This is a genomic window from Mesorhizobium ciceri WSM4083, assembly GCF_000519305.1.
Taxonomy (GTDB): domain Bacteria; phylum Pseudomonadota; class Alphaproteobacteria; order Rhizobiales; family Rhizobiaceae; genus Mesorhizobium; species Mesorhizobium ciceri_B.
In genome coordinates this window covers 101,061-117,982 of sequence record NZ_JAFG01000011.1, presented here as the reverse complement: position 1 = coordinate 117,982, position 16,922 = coordinate 101,061, and the positions used below count along the sequence as shown (strand labels likewise).

Genomic DNA, 16,922 nt, shown 5'->3' with positions numbered 1-16,922 from the left:
TGCCGGGCGCCTCTATGCCGACGCGCTCCTCGCCAGATGCCGGAGCGACAACAGACATAGCCGACCGCAATGAAAATGACGGATCGCCCTGAGGTGAGCCGTCACTTCTTCTTGCTCTTATCCCTGGGATTTGGGTTTTTAGAATTCAGCGCCGGCTGAACAGCAGACTGGCGACAAGACCGAGGACCACAAGGCCCACTGCGGCGGCAGCCGCCGGATGGTCGCGGGCCGACCTCTCGATCACCCTGCCCTGTTTGCGGATTGCCGGCATGGCATCGCGCAGGCGGCCGGCAAGATCGGAATAGGTGTCGAGCGCGGCATCGCGACCGTCCTCGTAGTAGGCGCCGCCTCGCTTCGCCGCAGCCCTCTTCAAGCTGGCCAGTTCCTTGCTGAGCGCCGCGACCTGCCTGTCGAGATCGATGTCGGAGAGGGTCGAAAATGATGCCATGATGTGTTTCCTTCACTTGCAGAAGGAAACGTAACGCCTCACCGGAAGACGGGTTCCGGTTTTCGAACTATCGATGCCGCGTCGGGCTGCGGTCAGCGCACCTGGTCAAGCAGGCGCTTGCATTCCAGGAGGTCGAACAGCGCCTCCTGCAGCAAGGCCCTGTTGTCGCGCGAGAGTTTCGATGCATCCGGCTGCACCGGACCGTCCTCGTCGCTTTTTCCCAGGCCGAAAAAACGGCGGCTGGGTTTGACCCGCGGCTGGCCGACCAGTTCGTCGTCCATGCCACGCGGCTGGGCCGCCGGCGTCAGCGGCACCTGGTCGGCCTGCTTGCGCTGCGAGATCGCCTCGACGGCGGCCATGTCGCCATTGCCGATGGCAACCAGGAAATGGTTGCCGTTCTCGCGCAACAGCTTCTGCACGCCCTTGATGGTGTAGCCCTGGTCGTAGAGCATGTGTCGGATGCCCTTGATCAGCTCGACATCCTGCGGCCGGTAGTAACGACGGCCGCCGCCGCGCTTCATCGGCTTGATCTGGTTGAAACGCGTTTCCCAGAAGCGCAGCACATGCTGCGGCAGATCGAGATCTTCGGCGACCTCGCTGATGGTACGAAAGGCGTCGGGGCTCTTGTCCATGGGCGAATCCTCACGCTGGACGATGATCCGGCCTACCTGCCGAATCGGGGCTTATTTCAGCGGTTTATGAAGCAATATTCAAGCCCGGCGTCATGGCGGCGGCGGTTTTCAACCGCGCAATAGGACTACTTGCCGCTTTTGGCCTTGCCGCTCTGATGGGAGCGCAAGATACGGCTCTTCAGCACATTCGACGACTTGAAGGTCATCACCCGACGCGGCAGGATCGGCACTTCCTCGCCGGTCTTGGGATTGCGGCCGATGCGTTCGTTCTTGGAGCGGACGTGGAATGTCGCGAAGGACGACAGCTTCACCGTTTCGCCGCGCACGATGGCTTCGCAGATTTCATCCAGCACCGCTTCGACGAGCTCGGCCGATTCAGTGCGCGACAGGCCGACCTTCCGGTAAACTGCCTCGGCAAGGTCGGCGCGCGTAAGTGTCTTTCCCCCCATGCGACCGTCCCATCAGCTCAAAACATAAAATTCGGCACAACAACGGCAGAGCCTAAGTAATTGATCCGTCAAGGTCAAGGACCGAAACCGGACCGTTCGGCACTTACCAGCGAACCAGGACGGCGCCCCAGGTGAAGCCGCCACCCATCGCTTCCAGGAGGACGAGATCGCCCTTCTTGATGCGGCCGTCGGCAACGGCCACCGACAGCGCCAACGGCACGGAAGCAGCCGAGGTGTTACCGTGCAAATCGACCGTAACCACCACCTTTTGCTCAGCTATCCCGAGCTTCTTGGCGGAAGCGTCAATAATTCGTTTATTGGCCTGGTGGGGCACGAACCAGTCGAGATCATCGGCGGAGATACCGGCTTGCGCGAACGTCGCCTCGATGACGTCGGTGATCATGCCGACCGCATGCTTGAAGACTTCACGGCCCTCCATCCGGAGGTGGCCGACCGTACCCGTGGTCGACGGCCCGCCGTCGACGAAAAGCTTGTCCTTGTGCGTGCCGTCGGAGCGCAGGCTGGCCGCCAGAACGCCATGGTCGGCGATCGTGCCCGTCCCCTCGCCTGCTTCCAGGATCATGGCACCGGCGCCATCGCCGAACAGCACACAGGTCGAGCGGTCGCTCCAGTCGAGGATGCGCGAGAATGTTTCCGAACCGATCACCAGGACACGCTTGGCCAGGCCGCCGCGGATGTAGAGATCGGCGGTGGTCACGGCATAGACGAAGCCCGAACAGACCGCCTGCATGTCGAAGGCAAAGCCGTGATGCATGCCTAGCCGATTCTGGATCTCGACGGCAGTGGCCGGAAATGTGTTGTTGGGCGTCGAGGTCGCCAGCACGATCAGATCGATGTCGGCGGGCGTGAAGCCCGCATTGGCAAGTGCGGCACGTGCCGCCGCTTCCCCCAGCGAAGCCGTCGTCTCGTCGTCACCAGCGATATGGCGCTGGCGAATACCGGTGCGCTGGGCGATCCACTCGTCAGAGGTCTCGACCATGCCTTCGAAATCGGCATTCTTCATGATTCGGCGGGGCAGCGCGGCGCCCGTGCCGCGCACGACTGATCTGATCAAAGTTCTTTCCTATTCCTTTGCGTCGGTGACGACGTCGGATTTCCTAGATGACAGGGCACGCGGGTTGCGCGCATGAAACAGGTCCAGATCGGCCTCGATGCGGTCGAGGAGGTTGTTGCGGACCATGTCATAGCCGAGTTCGATCGCGGCGGCGAACCCGTCAGAATCAGCACCGCCATGGCTTTTGACGACGATGCCGCTCAGCCCCAGGAAAACGCCGCCGTTGGAGCGGCCGACATCCATCTTTTCGCGCAAGCGATCGAAGGCGCCCTTGGCGAAGACATAGCCGATCCTGGCCATCAGAGTCCGGCTCATCGCCGCGCGCAGATAGCCACCGATCTGGCGCACCGTGCCTTCCGCCGTCTTCAGCGCGATGTTGCCGGCAAAGCCTTCGGTCACGACGACGTCGACCACGCCCTTGCCGATATCGTCGCCCTCGACGAAACCGTGATAGTTCATCGAGGCCATGTTGGCTTCGCGTAGCATGCGCCCGGCCTCCTTGACCTCTTCCTGGCCCTTGATCTCCTCGACGCCGACATTGAGCAGGCCGACGCTGGGCCGGGCTATGCCGAAGACCGAGCGCGCCATGCCTGTGCCGAGAATGGCAAAATCGATGAGCTGTTGCGCATCGGCCCCAATGGTCGCGCCGACGTCCAGCACCACGCTTTCGCCGCGCAATGTCGGCCAAAGGGCTGCGATCGCCGGGCGATCGATGGTGGCCATGGTGCGCAGGCAAAATTTCGACATCGCCATCAGCGCGCCGGTGTTGCCGGCGGAAATGCAGGCGTCGGCGGTGCCGGCCTTGACCGCTTCGACGGCCTTCCACATCGATGACTTCCAGCGGCCATGGCGCAGCGCCTGGCTCGGCTTGTCATCCATCCTGACCGCAATTTCGCAATGGAAGAATTCACTGATCTCGGCGAGCTTGGGAAACTTGGCGAGTTCCGGTCGCACGACCTCCTCACGCCCGAAGATGACGAAGCGGATGTCGGGACGACGGGTCGCGACCGTCATGAGCGCTGGAATGACCACGGCTGGTCCGTGATCGCCGCCCATGGCATCGATGGAAATCCTGATCACGCGGTATTTATCTCACGGTTAGGCGGCAGGTCGCTTTAGCGACCGCGAAGGTTCGGCGAAAATAACGGTTTTGGGCTGCCGCACAACCGACTTTTCCGTCGCGGGCGAGCTTTTCAGGATTTTCCCAGCAAGGATCGCAGTTTTTGCTGAAATTCATTCTCCGCCGGTTCGTTCTCGCTGCCGGTGTTGAGCGATGCGCCCTGCTTGCGCGGATAGGGGTCGATGGCGAGCCCGAAATACTGTTCAGCGATTGCCCCGACATCGATCGTGTCACCGGAAAATGTCTCTGGACTATCAGGGCCTTCCGCGTCGAGCAGGATCTCGCCGCCACCATCGAAACCCTGCCGTCCAAGCTTGGAATCCTCGGGCAGCAACAGCGCTTCGACCGGTTCGTCGATATGCGCCTCGACAGGCTCGAGCGTGACGATGCAGGCCTGGGTGATGTCGGCTTCGACGCGACCGCTTATCTTCACGCCATTGCGCTTCCACGACGCGACCAGAAGCTCGGCGCGATAGGATTCGACCGAAATCAGCCCGTGCTCCTCGGCCAGTGCCGCACGCTGTGCGGCATCGGCCTCGATAACCAGCGGCAGGCCCTTCTGCGGCAGGCGCGTAACGTTTGCACGGAAGGAGACCGGGCTTTGCGGGTCAACATGCTTCATTGTTCAACCTCCTTGGCGGCGGGAAAGGTCAGCGTGCCGGAGACAATCGATTCGGATGTCTGCGCGGCCAGATGGCTGCGCGCGTCGGTAACATAGTTGGCCAGCAGCGATGCTTCCAGCCAGGCGCCCGCGTCGGGCCGGACATTGCGGGCAAGAGCCGCGGTCAGCCCTTCATGGTCGTTTCTTTCCAGGGCATCGTCATAGGCAGCGGTTCGGCCATAAAACATCTTTGCCAGCTTTTTCATACGTTTGGGCACGCCAACGTCGCCAATACCCAATTCCCGCAACGAATGGTCGACGTCGAGGAAGAACTCGTCGATCAGCACCTGGGCGACCTCTTGCGCCGCACCGTTCTCACCGCGCAGCCTATGCTGGAACAAGAACATGTGCAGCGACAGCATCTCGAAACGGCCAAGCGGCGTGTCTGGCACATTCCAGTGGGAATAAAACACAGTCTGCCGCGCCGCCGCCACGATTTGTGCGTAAAGCGCCTCCGTGATAGCGCGGTTGGCGTAGCGTTCGCGGCCAAAAAAGCGCTGGAACATTGGGGATGGTCTCCTGGGGACCGTTTGTTGAAGTGGGCTTGTTGCATCGGCAAGCAAGCTGGTTTACCGGTTTCGCGGCCCAGCGCAAGTTGCGGCCAGCTAATGGAGTTGTTGTTGCGCGCGCTGAATTTCAAGTCGACCTTCCCGTCCAGGCCCGCCGGCGCGATCTCGCTGCTGATGATCGTTTCGGCACTGTCCGCCTGCCACACCTCCAAGATGATCGGTGACCTCAGCCCGAGTGAGACGCTGACGCAAGGTTACGTCATAGACCAGCAGGCAATCGACCTGGTGCCGGTCGGTTCGAGCCGCGAGCAGGTGCTTCTGGCGCTCGGCACGCCGTCGACGACCGCGACCTTCGACAACGAGGCCTTCTATTACATTTCGCAGACGCGCAAGCGCTACGTCGCCTTCGACAAGCCACGGCTCATTGACCAGCATGTGCTGGCGGTCTATTTCGGCGCCGATGGCCGCGTCACCCAGATCGCCAATTACGGGATGAAGGACGGCAAGATGTTCGACTTCATCTCGCGCACCACACCGACCGGCGGCAAGGACCAGAACTTCCTCAGCCAGATCATCAACGGTGCCAGCAAGCTGGCGCCCAGCGTTCCGGGCGGCGGCGTCTAATTCCTTTCGGCTTCCATTCCGGAAGTCTCGTCATCTCAGGCGACCAAAAACCCGCGGGAGCAATCCTGCGGGTTTTTGTTGTGGCCACGCTCAGGGCAAGGTCCCGGCATGTTTGCCGGCGGCGCTTAAGCCGTCGGAACCCAAGCCGGATAGATGAGATGCCGGCGCATTTACCGCATACAAGGCGGAGATAGGCTTGTTGACGCGTCGACATGGCATAGCTCAACAAAAAACCCGCGGGATCGCTCCCGCGGGTTTTTTCGGGCTGAAGCCTAGATCAGCCGTGCGCGAGCACGGCCAGCAGCAGGAGCGCGACGATGTTGGTGATCTTGATCGCCGGGTTGACGGCAGGACCGGCGGTGTCCTTGTAGGGATCGCCGACCGTGTCGCCGGTCACCGAAGCCTTGTGCGCCTCGGAACCCTTGAGATGCTTGACGCCGTCCTTGTCGACAAAGCCGTCTTCGAAGGACTTCTTGGCGTTGTCCCAGGCGCCGCCGCCCGAGGTCATCGAGATGGCGACGAACAAGCCGTTGACGATGACGCCGAGCAGCGAGGCACCAAGGGCGGCAAAGGCGGATGCCTTCGAGCCCGAGATCAGCAGCACGCCGAAATAGACCACGAGCGGCGCCAGAACCGGCAGCAGCGACGGGATGATCATTTCCCTGATTGCCGCCTTGGTCAGAAGGTCGACCGCGCGCGCGTAATTCGGCTTCGAGGTGCCGGCCATGATGCCCGGATCCTCGCGGAACTGCTTGCGCACCTCCTCGACGATGGCGCCCGCCGCACGGCCGACAGCCGTCATGGCGATGCCGCCGAACAGATACGGGATCAGACCGCCGAAGATCAGGCCAGCGACGACGTATGGGTTGGAGAGATCGAAGGAGATCTCGCCCATGCCCTGGAAGTAGGGATATTTGTCGCCATTGGCGGCAAAGAACTTCAGGTCGTTAGAGTAGGCGGCAAACAGCACCAGTGCGCCGAGACCGGCCGAACCGATGGCGTAGCCCTTGGTCACCGCCTTGGTGGTGTTGCCGACCGCGTCGAGCGCGTCGGTGGACTGGCGCACTTCCTTGGGCAGGCCGGCCATTTCGGCAATGCCGCCGGCATTGTCGGTGACCGGGCCGAAGGCGTCGAGCGCAACGATCATGCCGGCAAGACCGAGCATCGTCGTGACCGCGATCGCCGTACCGAAGAGGCCGGCGAGCTGATAGGTCGAGATGATGCCGCCGACGATGACGATCGCCGGTAGCGCCGTCGATTCCAGCGAGACCGCAAGGCCCTGGATGACGTTGGTGCCGTGACCGGTGACCGATGCCTGGGCGATGGAGTTGACCGGGCGCTTGTTGGTACCGGTGTAGTACTCGGTGATGACGACGATGAGACCGGTCACCACGAGGCCGACGAGGCCGCAGATGAACAGGTTCTTGCCGGTGATGACCATGCCGGCAACGGTGCCGATCTCGCCCCAGCCGAGCGTCACCTGTGTGGCGACGCCAAGGCCTACGATGGACAGCAGGCCGGTGACGATCAGGCCCTTGTACAGTGCGCCCATGATCGAGCCGTTGGAACCGAGCTTGACGAAGAAGGTGCCGACGATAGAGGTCAGGATGCAGGCGCCGCAGATAGCGAGCGGATAAAGCATGGCCGCACCCAGAACGGCGGTACCGCCAAAGAAGATGGCAGCCAGAACCATGGTGGCGACGACGGTCACCGCATAGGTTTCGAACAGGTCGGCGGCCATGCCGGCGCAGTCGCCGACATTGTCGCCGACATTGTCGGCGATGGTGGCCGGGTTGCGCGGATCGTCTTCGGGAATACCGGCTTCGACCTTGCCGACGAGATCGCCGCCGACGTCGGCGCCCTTGGTGAAGATGCCGCCGCCGAGACGGGCGAAGATCGAGATCAGCGATGCGCCGAAGCCGAGCGAGACCAGCGAGTCGATGACGATACGGTCATTGGGCTGGAGGCCCATGAAGTGGGTCAGGATGAGGTAGTAGATCGACACGCCGAGCAAGGCGAGGCCAGCAACCAGCATGCCGGTGATGGCGCCCGATTTGAAAGCGATGTCGAGGCCGGCAGCGAGGCTGTTCGATGCGGCCTGCGCCGTGCGAACGTTGGCGCGAACGGAGACATGCATACCGATGAAGCCGGCGGCGCCTGAAAGCACCGCTCCGATCAGGAAGCCGATCGCGGCGGTGATGGACAGCAACCACCAGGCGAGCACGAGAACGACGACGCCAACGATGGCGATGGTGGTGTACTGACGCGCCAGATAGGCTTGCGCGCCCTCGCGGATAGCCGCGGAGATTTCCTGCATGCGTGCATTGCCCTGATCGGCCGCAAGGACCGAACGTGTCGCCCAGATGGCGTAAAGGATTGAAAGCAGGCCGCAGGCGATGACGGCGGAAATAATTGTCATTGCCGGATTTTCCTCGATTGATGGCCCAAAAGAACCCCTCCCTGGGCCGTTGAGACAAAGACCGGATTCCGAGCACGGAATCCGCCTCTTCGCAGCGGTGTATGCGAAACAGGGCTGCGAACGTCAAGATATTGTTCGGTTTTTGCCCGCCTTTCGCCTAAATGGTTGGGGCCAGGCGGCGGCTGCCGTCAGCACCCTCCTATTAGATCGATTGAAATTGGCCTGACGCAGGACGCCCCTACTCGGCTCCCCGGCCCATACGGCGCGCCGTGTAGCGCTCGATCGCCGACAGACCGTCATAGATCAGTACGGCAAGGGCTGCCACGATCAGGCCGCCCTGCAGGATGAAGGCGAGATTGTTGGACAACAGCCCGGCGATGATCACTTCGCCCAGCGTCTTGGCTGCCACGGTCGAACCGATGGTCGCGGTGGCAAGGCTGATCACCACCGACAGCCTGATGCCGCCGAGAATGATCGGGGCGCTGAGCGGCAGCTCGACCTTGGTGAGCCTTTGCCAACCGGTCATGCCGGCGCCGCGCGCCGCTTCGACGACATTGGCAGGCAGCGTCGTCAGGCCGGTCAGCGCATTTTCGAAGATCGGCAACAGGCCGTAGAGAAACAGGGCGATCAGCGTCGGCTTCTCGCCGAAGCCGACGGCCGGCACGGCGAGTGCCAGCACCGCCACCGGCGGAAAGGTCTGGCCGATGTTGACCAGGCTGCGCGATAGCGGGAGGAATTCGGCGCCGGCCGGCCTGGTGACCAGGATGGCAAGCGCCACCGCAACGATGGTTGCCGCCACGGTGGCGATCAGAACCGTGCGCAAATGCAGCAATGTCAGCGTCAGCAGGCTGCCCTGATTGTAGATCACCGGCGCATTGTTTTCGGTCAGCGGCTTCAGCAGCGGCTCGAACCAGCCTGGATTGGTGACGAAGGCAACAAGCAGCATCACCAGGGCAAGTCGGAGCAGCGATGGAAGCCAGGCCTTCATGCCGGCCTCGCCGCGCGCTTCACCAGCCCGTCGACGGTGACGCGGCCAATCGGCTTGCCGTCGGCGCCTGTGACCGGCAGCGCCGGCCGACCCGACCACAGCAGTTCGGCCAGCGCGTCGCGCTGGCTGGCATCGCCGGGGATCGCCTCGCCTTCGGCGGAGCCCTTCTCCATGGCATCGCGAACCCGGCCAAGCGACAGCAATCGGAACGGCCTCTCGCTGGCGCCGACCAGGGTCTCGACGAAGGCGCTTGCCGGCTTTGCCAGGATCTCGGCCGGCTTGGCGTACTGCACCAGCTTGCCGGCATCCATGACCGCGATCTTGTCGCCCATATGCACGGCCTCTTCCATGTCGTGGGTGACGAGGATGATGGTGGTGCCGAAGCGTTTCTGGATCGCCAGCAGATCCTCCTGCGCCTTGGCGCGGATGATCGGGTCGAGGGCGCCGAACGGTTCGTCCATCAACAGCACGTTGGGCTCGGCGGCAAGCGCGCGGGCAACGCCGACGCGCTGCTGCTGGCCGCCGGAGAGTTCGTGCGGGTAGCGCGGCCCGAAGGCTTCGGGATCGAGCTGATAGAGCGTCATCAGCTCGTCGACCCTGGCCTTGATACGGTCCTTGTCCCAGCCGAGCAGCACCGGCACGGTGGCAATGTTCTGCGCCACCGTGCGATGCGGAAACAGGCCGTGGCCCTGGATGGCGTAGCCGATGCTGCGGCGCAGCTCGTAGCCAGGCAGCGAACGATTGTCGGCGCCGTCGAGCTTGATGATGCCCGAGGTCGGCTCGACCAGCCGGTTGATCATGCGCAGCAGCGTCGTCTTGCCGGAACCGGACGTGCCGACAATGACGGCGATGGTGCGCGGCTCGATGACCATCGAGACGTCATCGACCACGGTCGTCGCGTCATATCGCTTGGTAATGCCTTCGATCTCGATCATGCCGTTTCAACCCTGCGCCTGGTGGCGGTCATTTCGATCACCGCATCGAGGATGATGGCGGCGGCAAAGGCGAGCGCGACCGTTGGCACCGCGCCGAGCAGCACAAGGTCCATCGCCGTCTGGCCCACACCCTGGAAGACGAACACGCCGAAACCGCCGCCGCCGATCAGCGCGGCAATGGTGGCGAGGCCGATGTTCTGCACCAAGACGATGCGGATGCCGGTGAGGATGACAGGAAAAGCCAGCGGAAACTCGACGCCGAACAGGCGCTGCCTGTCGGTCATGCCCATGCCGCGCGCGGCGTCGTTGGCAGCCCGCGGCACGCCGGCGAGACCGACCACGGTGTTGGCCACCACCGGCAGCAGCGAATAGAGGAACAGCGCGACGAAGGCGGGTGCGGTGCCGATGCCGCGAATGCCGAGCGCGGCGGCCCCCGGCACATGCGCGGCAACCCAGCCGAGCGGCGCGATCAGCAGACCGAACAGCGCGATCGAGGGAATGGTCTGGATGATGTTGAGCACGTTGAGAACGCCGGCCCGCAGATTTTCGACGCGATGGCACAGGATGCCGAGCGGCAGGCCGACGATCACCGCGGCCGCCAGCGAACCGAGCGCCAGCGTCACATGCTTGGAGCCCTCCGCCCAGAAACTGTCGGCGCGGTTGAAATATTCCTTCAGGATCGACAGATTGTCCCAGCTTCCCGAAATCAACAACAGCCCGATCGTCAAAGCCGCGACCACAAGCACGCCCACCCGCGCCAATGGCGACAGGTTCAGGCGTGTCAGCACATCGGCGAGCAAAAGCGTGAAGGCAAAGATCAGAATCCAGAAACCGGAGGCTGGCGAAACTCTCGCAAAGGTGTTGCCCGCCGGCGTGAGAAATGTTCCGGCGACGCCGATCAGCAGCGCGAGCGCGGCAAGCGCCGCCACGCTGGCGGCAAGGCGCAGCACAAGCGGTGTCTTGAACAGCGCTATGAGTGCGGCGACGACGATGGTCACGAGCAGCAGCGTCCCGGTGGTTGCCGGCAGCGCCTCGAGAATCGAGCGCGCCTGACCGGGGACAATGCGGTTGGCGCGGAACGTGGCAAAGGGCGCGGCAAAAGCCGCGTAGGCTGATATCGCGGCGATGACCACGCCGAGCTTGTCGAAGCGGATGTTCACGCCCTCCCCCGTCAGTCGATCCAGCGCGCCACGAAAGCGGCGCGCCGGAATCGTCCTACTTCAGGAAGCCGTTCTTCTTCAGGAAGTCCTCGGCGACGCCCTTGACCGGCTCGCCGCCGACCTGCACGCGACCGTTCAGCTCCTGCAGCGTGACGAGGTCGAGCTTGGCGAAGACCGGCTTCAGCAGCGTCTCGATCTCGGGATGTTCCTTCAGCACCGCTTCGCGGATGATCGGCGCCGGCTGGTAGACCGGCTGCACGCCCTTGTCGTCGTCGAGCACGACGAGCCCGGACGGTGCGATGCCGCCATCGGTGCCGTAGACCATGGCCGCATTCGCGCCGTTGGTCTGGTTGGCGGCCGCGGCAATGGTTGCCGCCGTGTCGCCGCCCGAGAGCGTGATCAGCTGGTCCGGCTTCAGCGTGAAGCCATAGGTGGTCTGGAAGGCCGGCAGTGCAGCCGCCGAATTGACGAACTCGGCGGAAGCCGCCAGCACCACCTGACCGCCGCCCGCGACATATTTGCCGAAATCGGTGAGCGTGGCGAGCTTGTTGGTTTCGGCGACTTCCTTGCGCAGCGCGATCGCCCAGGTGTTGTTGGCGGGCGACGGCGACAGCCAGACGATCTTGTTGGCGTCGTAGTCGAGCTTCTTGGCCGTTTCATAGGCCTTGGCGGCGTCTTTCCAGACCGGGTCGTCGGCCTTCTCGAAGAAGAAAGCGGCGTTGCCGGTGTATTCGGGATAGATGTCGATCTCGCCGGCGGTGATCGCCTTGCGCACCACCGGCGTGCCACCGAGCTGGATGCGGTCCGATGTCTTGATGTTGTTGGCGTTGAGGACGAGCTGGATGATGTTGCCGAGCACGCCACCCTCGGTGTCGATCTTCGAAGAGACGACCACCTGGGCATTGGCGGAAGCCACTGTTACGCCGAGCGCCAATGCCGCGCCGGCCAGAAACTTGACTGAAAACATTGTGAAACCCCTTGCTGTGAACCGAAACGCGATGACCGCATATGAGCATGGCTTCAACGGCCAGTCGGGGCACACGGTTTCATAACAATAGGTACAGACGCAATATTTTTGTTCCGGCGCGTCAGATTCGGCCGACATCGTGCTGACAGCGCCGTGTCAGGTGAGGTGGCGGAGGGATCAGGCGTCGGCTTTGCGCAAGCTCGTCAGCTTGAGCGCGCCGAGCGCCACGAAGCACAGGACGGTGACCGGAAAGACGATCCAGTTCAGCATCTCCCAGCCCCAGGCGTTGTAGACCATGCCCGACATCAGCGAGGCGCAGGCGACGGAGCCGAACAGGACGAAGTCGTGGAAGCCTTGCACCTTGCCCTTTTCCGACGGCCTGTAGGTGGCGGCCACCATCGCGGTCGCGCCGATGAAGCCGAAGTTCCAGCCAAGGCCTAGCAGGATCAGCGACGTCCAGAATTGCCACAGCGCCAGGCCCGACAGAGCGACAATGGCGCAGCCGATGAGCAGGATCAGGCCAGTGGCCACAATGCGTTCGGCGCCGAAGCGATGGATCAGCGAGCCGGTGAAGAAGCTTGGCGCGAACATCGCCATGACGTGCCAGGAGATGCCGAGCGTCGCGTCGTTCTCCGACAGGCCGCAACCGACCATGGCCAGCGGTGCGCCCGTCATGACGAAGCTCATCAGCGCATAGCTGCCGACCGCGCAGAAAAGCGCGGCGACGAAACGCGGCTGCGTGACGATTTCAGCCAGTGGCCTGGCGTCGCTGTCGGCGATCTCCACCTTGCCGGATGCTTTCGCCGGCAGCCGCAGGAACGACAAGACGATGGCGCCGACGGCGGCCAGCGGCAGGATGGAGATGAAGGAACCGGCAAACATGACCGGCGCCAGCAATTCGCGGGTGAAGATGACGATCTGCGGCCCAAGGATGGCGGTGACGATGCCGCCGGCCAGCACGAATGAGATGGCACGCGCCTTGAATTCCGGCGGTGCGTTGTCGGCAGCGGCGAAGCGGAACTGCTGGACGAAGGCGCCGCCGACACCGATCGTGAGCAAGCCAAAGGCAAACAGCCAGAAGCTGCCTTGAAAAAGCGCAAGCGTGGCGACGAGGCCGCCAAGCGCCGTGACGATCGTTCCGGTCATGAAGCCCCCGCGCTGGCCCATGCTGCGGATGATGGCCGCTGCAGGCAGCGCGCCGAGCGCCACGCCGATGTTGAAGCCGGTGACCGGCGCTGTCGCCAATGATTTGTCGGGACCAAGCAGATATTGCCCTGCCAGCGCCCCCACGGAGATGGCGATGGGAGCGGCCGAGCCGATGATCGCCTGCGAGGCGGCCAGGATCAGCGCCGTGCGGCGCGCCTCGCTGCCTGCCTCGACGGCGATTGCCGTCATGATGCGTCCTTGCCGCGCCCCTCGCCACGCACCCGGCGAGATACACGGTCGAGCACGGCATTGACCAGCTTCGGCTCATCTTCCTCATAGAAGGCCTTGGCGATGTCGACATATTCGGAGACGATGACCGCGACGGGGACATCCTCGCGCTTCATCAACTCGTAGACGCCGGCACGCAGAATGGCGCGCAGCGTCGAATCGAGCCGCGACAGCGGCCAGTCTTCGGTCAGCGCCTGGCGGATGATCGGATCGATGGTCTTCTGGTTCTCGACGACGCCCGCCAGAATAGCCCGAAACCATTGCGCATCGGCCTCGCGATAGAGCGCTCCGTCGACTTCCTTGCCGAGACGAAAGGCCTCGTATTCGGCGGTAATCTCGAAGACACCGCTGCCGGCGACATCCATCTGATAGAGCGCCTGCACGGCGGCAAGACGGGCAGCGCCGCGCTTGTTGGCGTGGCGCACCGCGGGCTGGCCGGGCGAAGCGGGTTCGCTCACGATCGCGCTCCCAATTGTTCCTTGAGGGCAATCATGGTCAGGGCCGCACGCGCGGCAAAGCCGCCCTTGTCGCCTTCCGAGCGCTTGGCGCGAGTCCAGGCCTGGGCGTCATTCTCGGTGGTGAGGATGCCATTGCCGATGCAGACCGAGTCCTGCACGCTCAAATCCATGAGCGCGCGGCTGGATTCATTGGCGACAATGTCGAAATGATAGGTGTCGCCGCGGACGACGGTGCCGAGCGCGACAAAGCCATCATAATGTGTGCCGCCTCCCGTAGCGCCGTCCAATGCAAATGAGATTACCGCGGGGATCTCGAGCGAACCTGGAACGGTGACGACATTGTAAGTCGCGCCCGCTTCATCGAGCGCGCTTGTCGCGCCGTCGAGCAGCGCGTCGGCAAGGTCGTCGTGAAAGCGCGCTTCGACAATAAGCAGATGCGCCTTCGCCTTCGGACGAATGAAGGCTTTGCCGTGTTGGGATGTGCCAGCCATAAAAGTCTCCGGGGAGTTGCCGGTGACTTAGGCCGAAGCCGGGTTCATCGCAAGCGGAAGATTGTCCACGACGCCGACGGTCGGCAGAACTTGTTGGGTTTCCAGTATTCAGAAGCCTGTAACGTGACGGTAGCGACGCACCGTATCGCGCAGACGATCGTTCACCGATCGTGGATTGATCAAGGCTTCAACGAAGACTCTGCTGTCGTTGATAGACAGATCGACCCGCGAGTGCTCTTCGGTGTTCACATCGGCCTGCGCCTCACGGATCAGCTTGTCTTCCTGCGTGGAATGCACTCTGTCCTTGGCCATCAAAGCCCCTCTTTCGCGGCCTCGACCAGCCGCGCCGCATAACGCGCCATGGTGTCGATCTCGAGATTGACGCGGTCACCGACCTTGCGCTCACCCCAGGTGGTCACGGTCAGCGAATGGTGGATCAGCAGCACGTCGAAGCGGGTGCCTTCGACCTTGTTGACGGTGAGCGAGGTGCCGTCGAGCGCGACCGAACCCTTGGGCGCGATGAACTTCGCCAGGTCGCGCGGCGCCTCCAGCGTGAAGCGCACGGCGTCGCCCTCGTCCTTGCGCTCGACGATCTCGGCCATGCCGTCGACATGGCCCGAAACGATGTGGCCGCCGAGTTCGTCGCCGATCTTCAGCGCTCGCTCCAGATTGACCTTGGTGCCGGATTTCCAGCCCGAGGCCGTGGTCAGCCGCAAGGCTTCCTCCCATGCTTCAACCTCGAACCAACGCGCATTCGAGCCGCTGTCGGGCAAGGCAGTGACTGTCAGGCAGACGCCGCCGCAGGAGATCGAGGCGCCGATGGCGATGGTCTGCGGATCATAGGCGGTGTCGATGCGCAAACCCACCCCTTCCCTGAGCGGTTTGACGGAAGCGACAGTGCCGATATCGGTGACAATTCCGGTGAACATCGGTGTTGATCCCTAAAAATCTCTTATCCACTCGGCGTAGCTGTCTTCGCCAAAGCGCATCTCGCGCAGCTTGCGAAAACCTGCCGGGATATGGTCAGCGTCAACAGGCGATGCAATGCCGTCATCGCCGATCGCTTCCGGCCCCTGGAACAGCACGATGCGGTCGACCAGTTCGTCGGCCAGGAAAGCGCTCGCCACCCTGGCGCCGCCCTCGACCAGCACGCTGGCCATGCCGAGCGCGGCCAGATCCTCGAGTAGTTCCGGCAAGGCTACGCCGCCCTCGTGCGTTTCCGTGCCGATGAAGCGGACGCCGGCGCGTTCGAGTGCTGCGCGCCGCAGCGGATCGGCCTCCAGGCAAGCGGCGACATAGAGCGGCACCCGGTCGACGCCCGAAACCAGCTTCGAGGCCTCCGGCAACCGGATCTGGCGGTCGAGCACGATGCGGGCAGGCGAACGGTTCTCCAGCCCCGGCAAACGCACTGTCAGGGCCGGATCATCCTCAAGGGCCGTGCCGATACCAACCAGTATGCCGTCCGCCTCGGCGCGCATCAGATACACTTCGCGGCGCGCGATATCGCCGGTGATCGACACCTGCCCATCGCCTTCCCTGCCGATCTTTCCGTCGCTGGAAAGCGCAAGCTTGAGAATCACTTCCGGGCGTTTTCTCAACGAACGAATCAAATAGCCGGCCATCTGCTCGGAGGCTTGCTCGGCCAACACCTTCTCGACCACCTCGACACCGGCGGCACGCAGGATCGCGTAGCCCTTGCCGGACACGCGCGAATCGGGATCGCTGGCGGCACCGACGACGCGCGCGACACCGGCATTGACCAGCGCATTGGCGCAGGGCGGCGTGCGGCCGTGGTGGGCGCAAGGCTCCAGCGTGACGTAGGCGGTGGCGCCGCGCGCGAGCTCGCCGGCCTCGGCCAGGGCCTCGGTCTCGGCATGCGGGCGGCCGCCGACAGCGGTGACGCCGGTGCCGACGATCATCGGACCGTTGCCGTCATCGCGTACGATCAGAGTGCCGACGGACGGATTGGTCGCGGTGCGCCCGGCATTTTTTCGCGACAGTCTGAGTGCCGCCGCCATGAAGCGGCGATCAAGGGCGGCCTGTTCGCTTGCAGTCATGCTCAGCTGGCTTCCTCTTCACCCTTGATTTCGTCGCCCTTGAGCTCGCCCAGCAGTTCGTGGAAATCCTTGGCCTCGCGAAAATTGCGGTAGACCGAGGCGAAACGCACATAGGCGACATCGTCGAGCGATTTCAGCGCTTCCATGACCAGCCGGCCGACTTCTCCCGAAGCAACCTCCGTCTCGCCAGAACTTTCGAGCTGGCGCACGATGCCGGTCACCGCGCGGTCGATGCGCTCGGGATCGACATTGCGTTTGCGCACGGCAATCTCCACCGAACGCAACAGCTTGTCGCGGTCGAAGGGCACTTTGCGGCCCGATTTCTTGACCACGACGAGATCGCGCAACTGCACGCGCTCGAAGGTGGTGAAGCGACCGCCGCAATCGGGGCAGACGCGCCGCCTGCGGATCGCCGCGCCATCCTCGGCGGGGCGCGAATCCTTCACCTGCGTATCTTCCGACTGGCAATAGGGACAGCGCATGGAGAAGCCTTTG

The 16,922-nt window shown here is 63.4% G+C and carries 20 protein-coding genes; 1 reads left to right on the top strand and 19 read right to left on the bottom strand.

The window, feature by feature from the left end; translation table 11 throughout:
• Positions 1-145: 145 nt before the first annotated feature.
• From MESCI2_RS0121580 to MESCI2_RS0121550, 7 genes are all read right to left on the bottom strand, one after another.
• Entirely contained in the window at positions 146-448 is a 303-nt protein-coding gene (locus MESCI2_RS0121580) for a hypothetical protein (protein ID WP_027038391.1), read from the bottom strand.
• Between the two features lie 92 nt (positions 449-540).
• Entirely contained in the window at positions 541-1,080 is a 540-nt protein-coding gene (locus tag MESCI2_RS0121575) for a MerR family transcriptional regulator (RefSeq protein WP_027038390.1), read from the bottom strand.
• A gap of 125 nt (positions 1,081-1,205) precedes the next feature.
• Positions 1,206-1,529: an integration host factor subunit alpha gene (locus tag MESCI2_RS0121570; protein WP_013532231.1), complete on the bottom strand. Its 324-nt coding sequence runs from the start codon at positions 1,527-1,529 to the stop codon at positions 1,206-1,208.
• A 103-nt stretch (positions 1,530-1,632) separates the two neighbouring features.
• Positions 1,633-2,604, bottom strand: coding sequence for a beta-ketoacyl-ACP synthase III (locus tag MESCI2_RS0121565; RefSeq protein ID WP_027038389.1), 972 nt, complete (start codon positions 2,602-2,604; stop codon positions 1,633-1,635).
• A 9-nt stretch (positions 2,605-2,613) separates the two neighbouring features.
• On the bottom strand, positions 2,614-3,684 hold the full coding sequence (gene plsX / locus MESCI2_RS0121560) for a phosphate acyltransferase PlsX (RefSeq protein ID WP_027038388.1): 1,071 nt from the start codon (positions 3,682-3,684) through the stop codon (positions 2,614-2,616).
• A 113-nt stretch (positions 3,685-3,797) separates the two neighbouring features.
• Positions 3,798-4,346, bottom strand: a complete 549-nt coding sequence (locus tag MESCI2_RS0121555; protein ID WP_023810240.1) for a YceD family protein — start codon at positions 4,344-4,346, stop codon at positions 3,798-3,800.
• Positions 4,343-4,891 (bottom strand): ubiquinol-cytochrome C chaperone family protein, encoded by a 549-nt coding sequence (locus MESCI2_RS0121550; RefSeq protein ID WP_027038387.1) that lies wholly within the window; start codon positions 4,889-4,891, stop codon positions 4,343-4,345. The genes MESCI2_RS0121555 and MESCI2_RS0121550 overlap by 4 nt, the downstream gene beginning before the upstream one ends.
• Positions 4,892-5,005: 114 nt before the next feature.
• Between MESCI2_RS0121550 and MESCI2_RS0121545 the strand changes: the two genes are divergently transcribed.
• The gene (locus MESCI2_RS0121545; protein ID WP_027038386.1) at positions 5,006-5,518 is read left to right on the top strand and encodes an outer membrane protein assembly factor BamE; all 513 of its coding nucleotides are present in this window, start codon (positions 5,006-5,008) and stop codon (positions 5,516-5,518) included.
• Positions 5,519-5,795: 277 nt separating this feature from the next.
• Here MESCI2_RS0121545 and MESCI2_RS0121540 read toward each other — a convergent pair whose 3' ends face one another.
• The 12 genes from MESCI2_RS0121540 to nrdR form a co-directional block, all read right to left on the bottom strand.
• A complete protein-coding gene (locus tag MESCI2_RS0121540; RefSeq protein WP_027038385.1) occupies positions 5,796-7,937 on the bottom strand; it encodes a sodium-translocating pyrophosphatase in 2,142 nt (713 codons plus the stop codon).
• A gap of 238 nt (positions 7,938-8,175) precedes the next feature.
• Positions 8,176-8,925, bottom strand: coding sequence for an ABC transporter permease (locus tag MESCI2_RS0121535; RefSeq protein ID WP_027038384.1), 750 nt, complete (start codon positions 8,923-8,925; stop codon positions 8,176-8,178).
• Positions 8,922-9,860 (bottom strand): ABC transporter ATP-binding protein, encoded by a 939-nt coding sequence (locus MESCI2_RS0121530; RefSeq protein WP_027038383.1) that lies wholly within the window; start codon positions 9,858-9,860, stop codon positions 8,922-8,924. The genes MESCI2_RS0121535 and MESCI2_RS0121530 overlap by 4 nt, the downstream gene beginning before the upstream one ends.
• Positions 9,857-11,020, bottom strand: coding sequence for an ABC transporter permease (locus tag MESCI2_RS0121525; RefSeq protein ID WP_027038382.1), 1,164 nt, complete (start codon positions 11,018-11,020; stop codon positions 9,857-9,859). Before MESCI2_RS0121525 ends, MESCI2_RS0121530 begins: the two co-directional genes overlap by 4 nt.
• Before the next feature lie 55 nt (positions 11,021-11,075).
• On the bottom strand, positions 11,076-11,987 hold the full coding sequence (gene osmF, locus MESCI2_RS0121520) for a glycine betaine ABC transporter substrate-binding protein OsmF (protein WP_027038381.1): 912 nt from the start codon (positions 11,985-11,987) through the stop codon (positions 11,076-11,078).
• Positions 11,988-12,164: 177 nt separating this feature from the next.
• Positions 12,165-13,382 carry an MFS transporter gene (locus MESCI2_RS0121515; protein ID WP_027038380.1) on the bottom strand — a complete coding sequence of 406 codons (1,218 nt, stop codon included), beginning with the start codon at positions 13,380-13,382 and terminating at the stop codon, positions 12,165-12,167.
• Positions 13,379-13,879 (bottom strand): transcription antitermination factor NusB, encoded by a 501-nt coding sequence (nusB, locus tag MESCI2_RS0121510; RefSeq protein ID WP_023798402.1) that lies wholly within the window; start codon positions 13,877-13,879, stop codon positions 13,379-13,381. Before nusB ends, MESCI2_RS0121515 begins: the two co-directional genes overlap by 4 nt.
• On the bottom strand, positions 13,876-14,370 hold the full coding sequence (gene ribH, locus MESCI2_RS0121505) for a 6,7-dimethyl-8-ribityllumazine synthase (protein ID WP_027038379.1): 495 nt from the start codon (positions 14,368-14,370) through the stop codon (positions 13,876-13,878). Before ribH ends, nusB begins: the two co-directional genes overlap by 4 nt.
• Positions 14,371-14,478: 108 nt before the next feature.
• Entirely contained in the window at positions 14,479-14,682 is a 204-nt protein-coding gene (locus tag MESCI2_RS01000000134970) for a DUF1778 domain-containing protein (protein ID WP_050596604.1), read from the bottom strand.
• Complete coding sequence (locus tag MESCI2_RS0121495; RefSeq protein ID WP_027038378.1) at positions 14,682-15,299, bottom strand: riboflavin synthase; 618 nt, start codon at positions 15,297-15,299, stop codon at positions 14,682-14,684. Before MESCI2_RS0121495 ends, MESCI2_RS01000000134970 begins: the two co-directional genes overlap by 1 nt.
• Positions 15,300-15,311: 12 nt before the next feature.
• Complete coding sequence (gene ribD, locus MESCI2_RS0121490; RefSeq protein ID WP_027038377.1) at positions 15,312-16,427, bottom strand: bifunctional diaminohydroxyphosphoribosylaminopyrimidine deaminase/5-amino-6-(5-phosphoribosylamino)uracil reductase RibD; 1,116 nt, start codon at positions 16,425-16,427, stop codon at positions 15,312-15,314.
• A gap of 2 nt (positions 16,428-16,429) precedes the next feature.
• Positions 16,430-16,909, bottom strand: a complete 480-nt coding sequence (gene nrdR / locus MESCI2_RS0121485) for a transcriptional regulator NrdR (protein WP_023810227.1) — start codon at positions 16,907-16,909, stop codon at positions 16,430-16,432.
• Between the last annotated feature and the right edge of the window lie 13 nt (positions 16,910-16,922).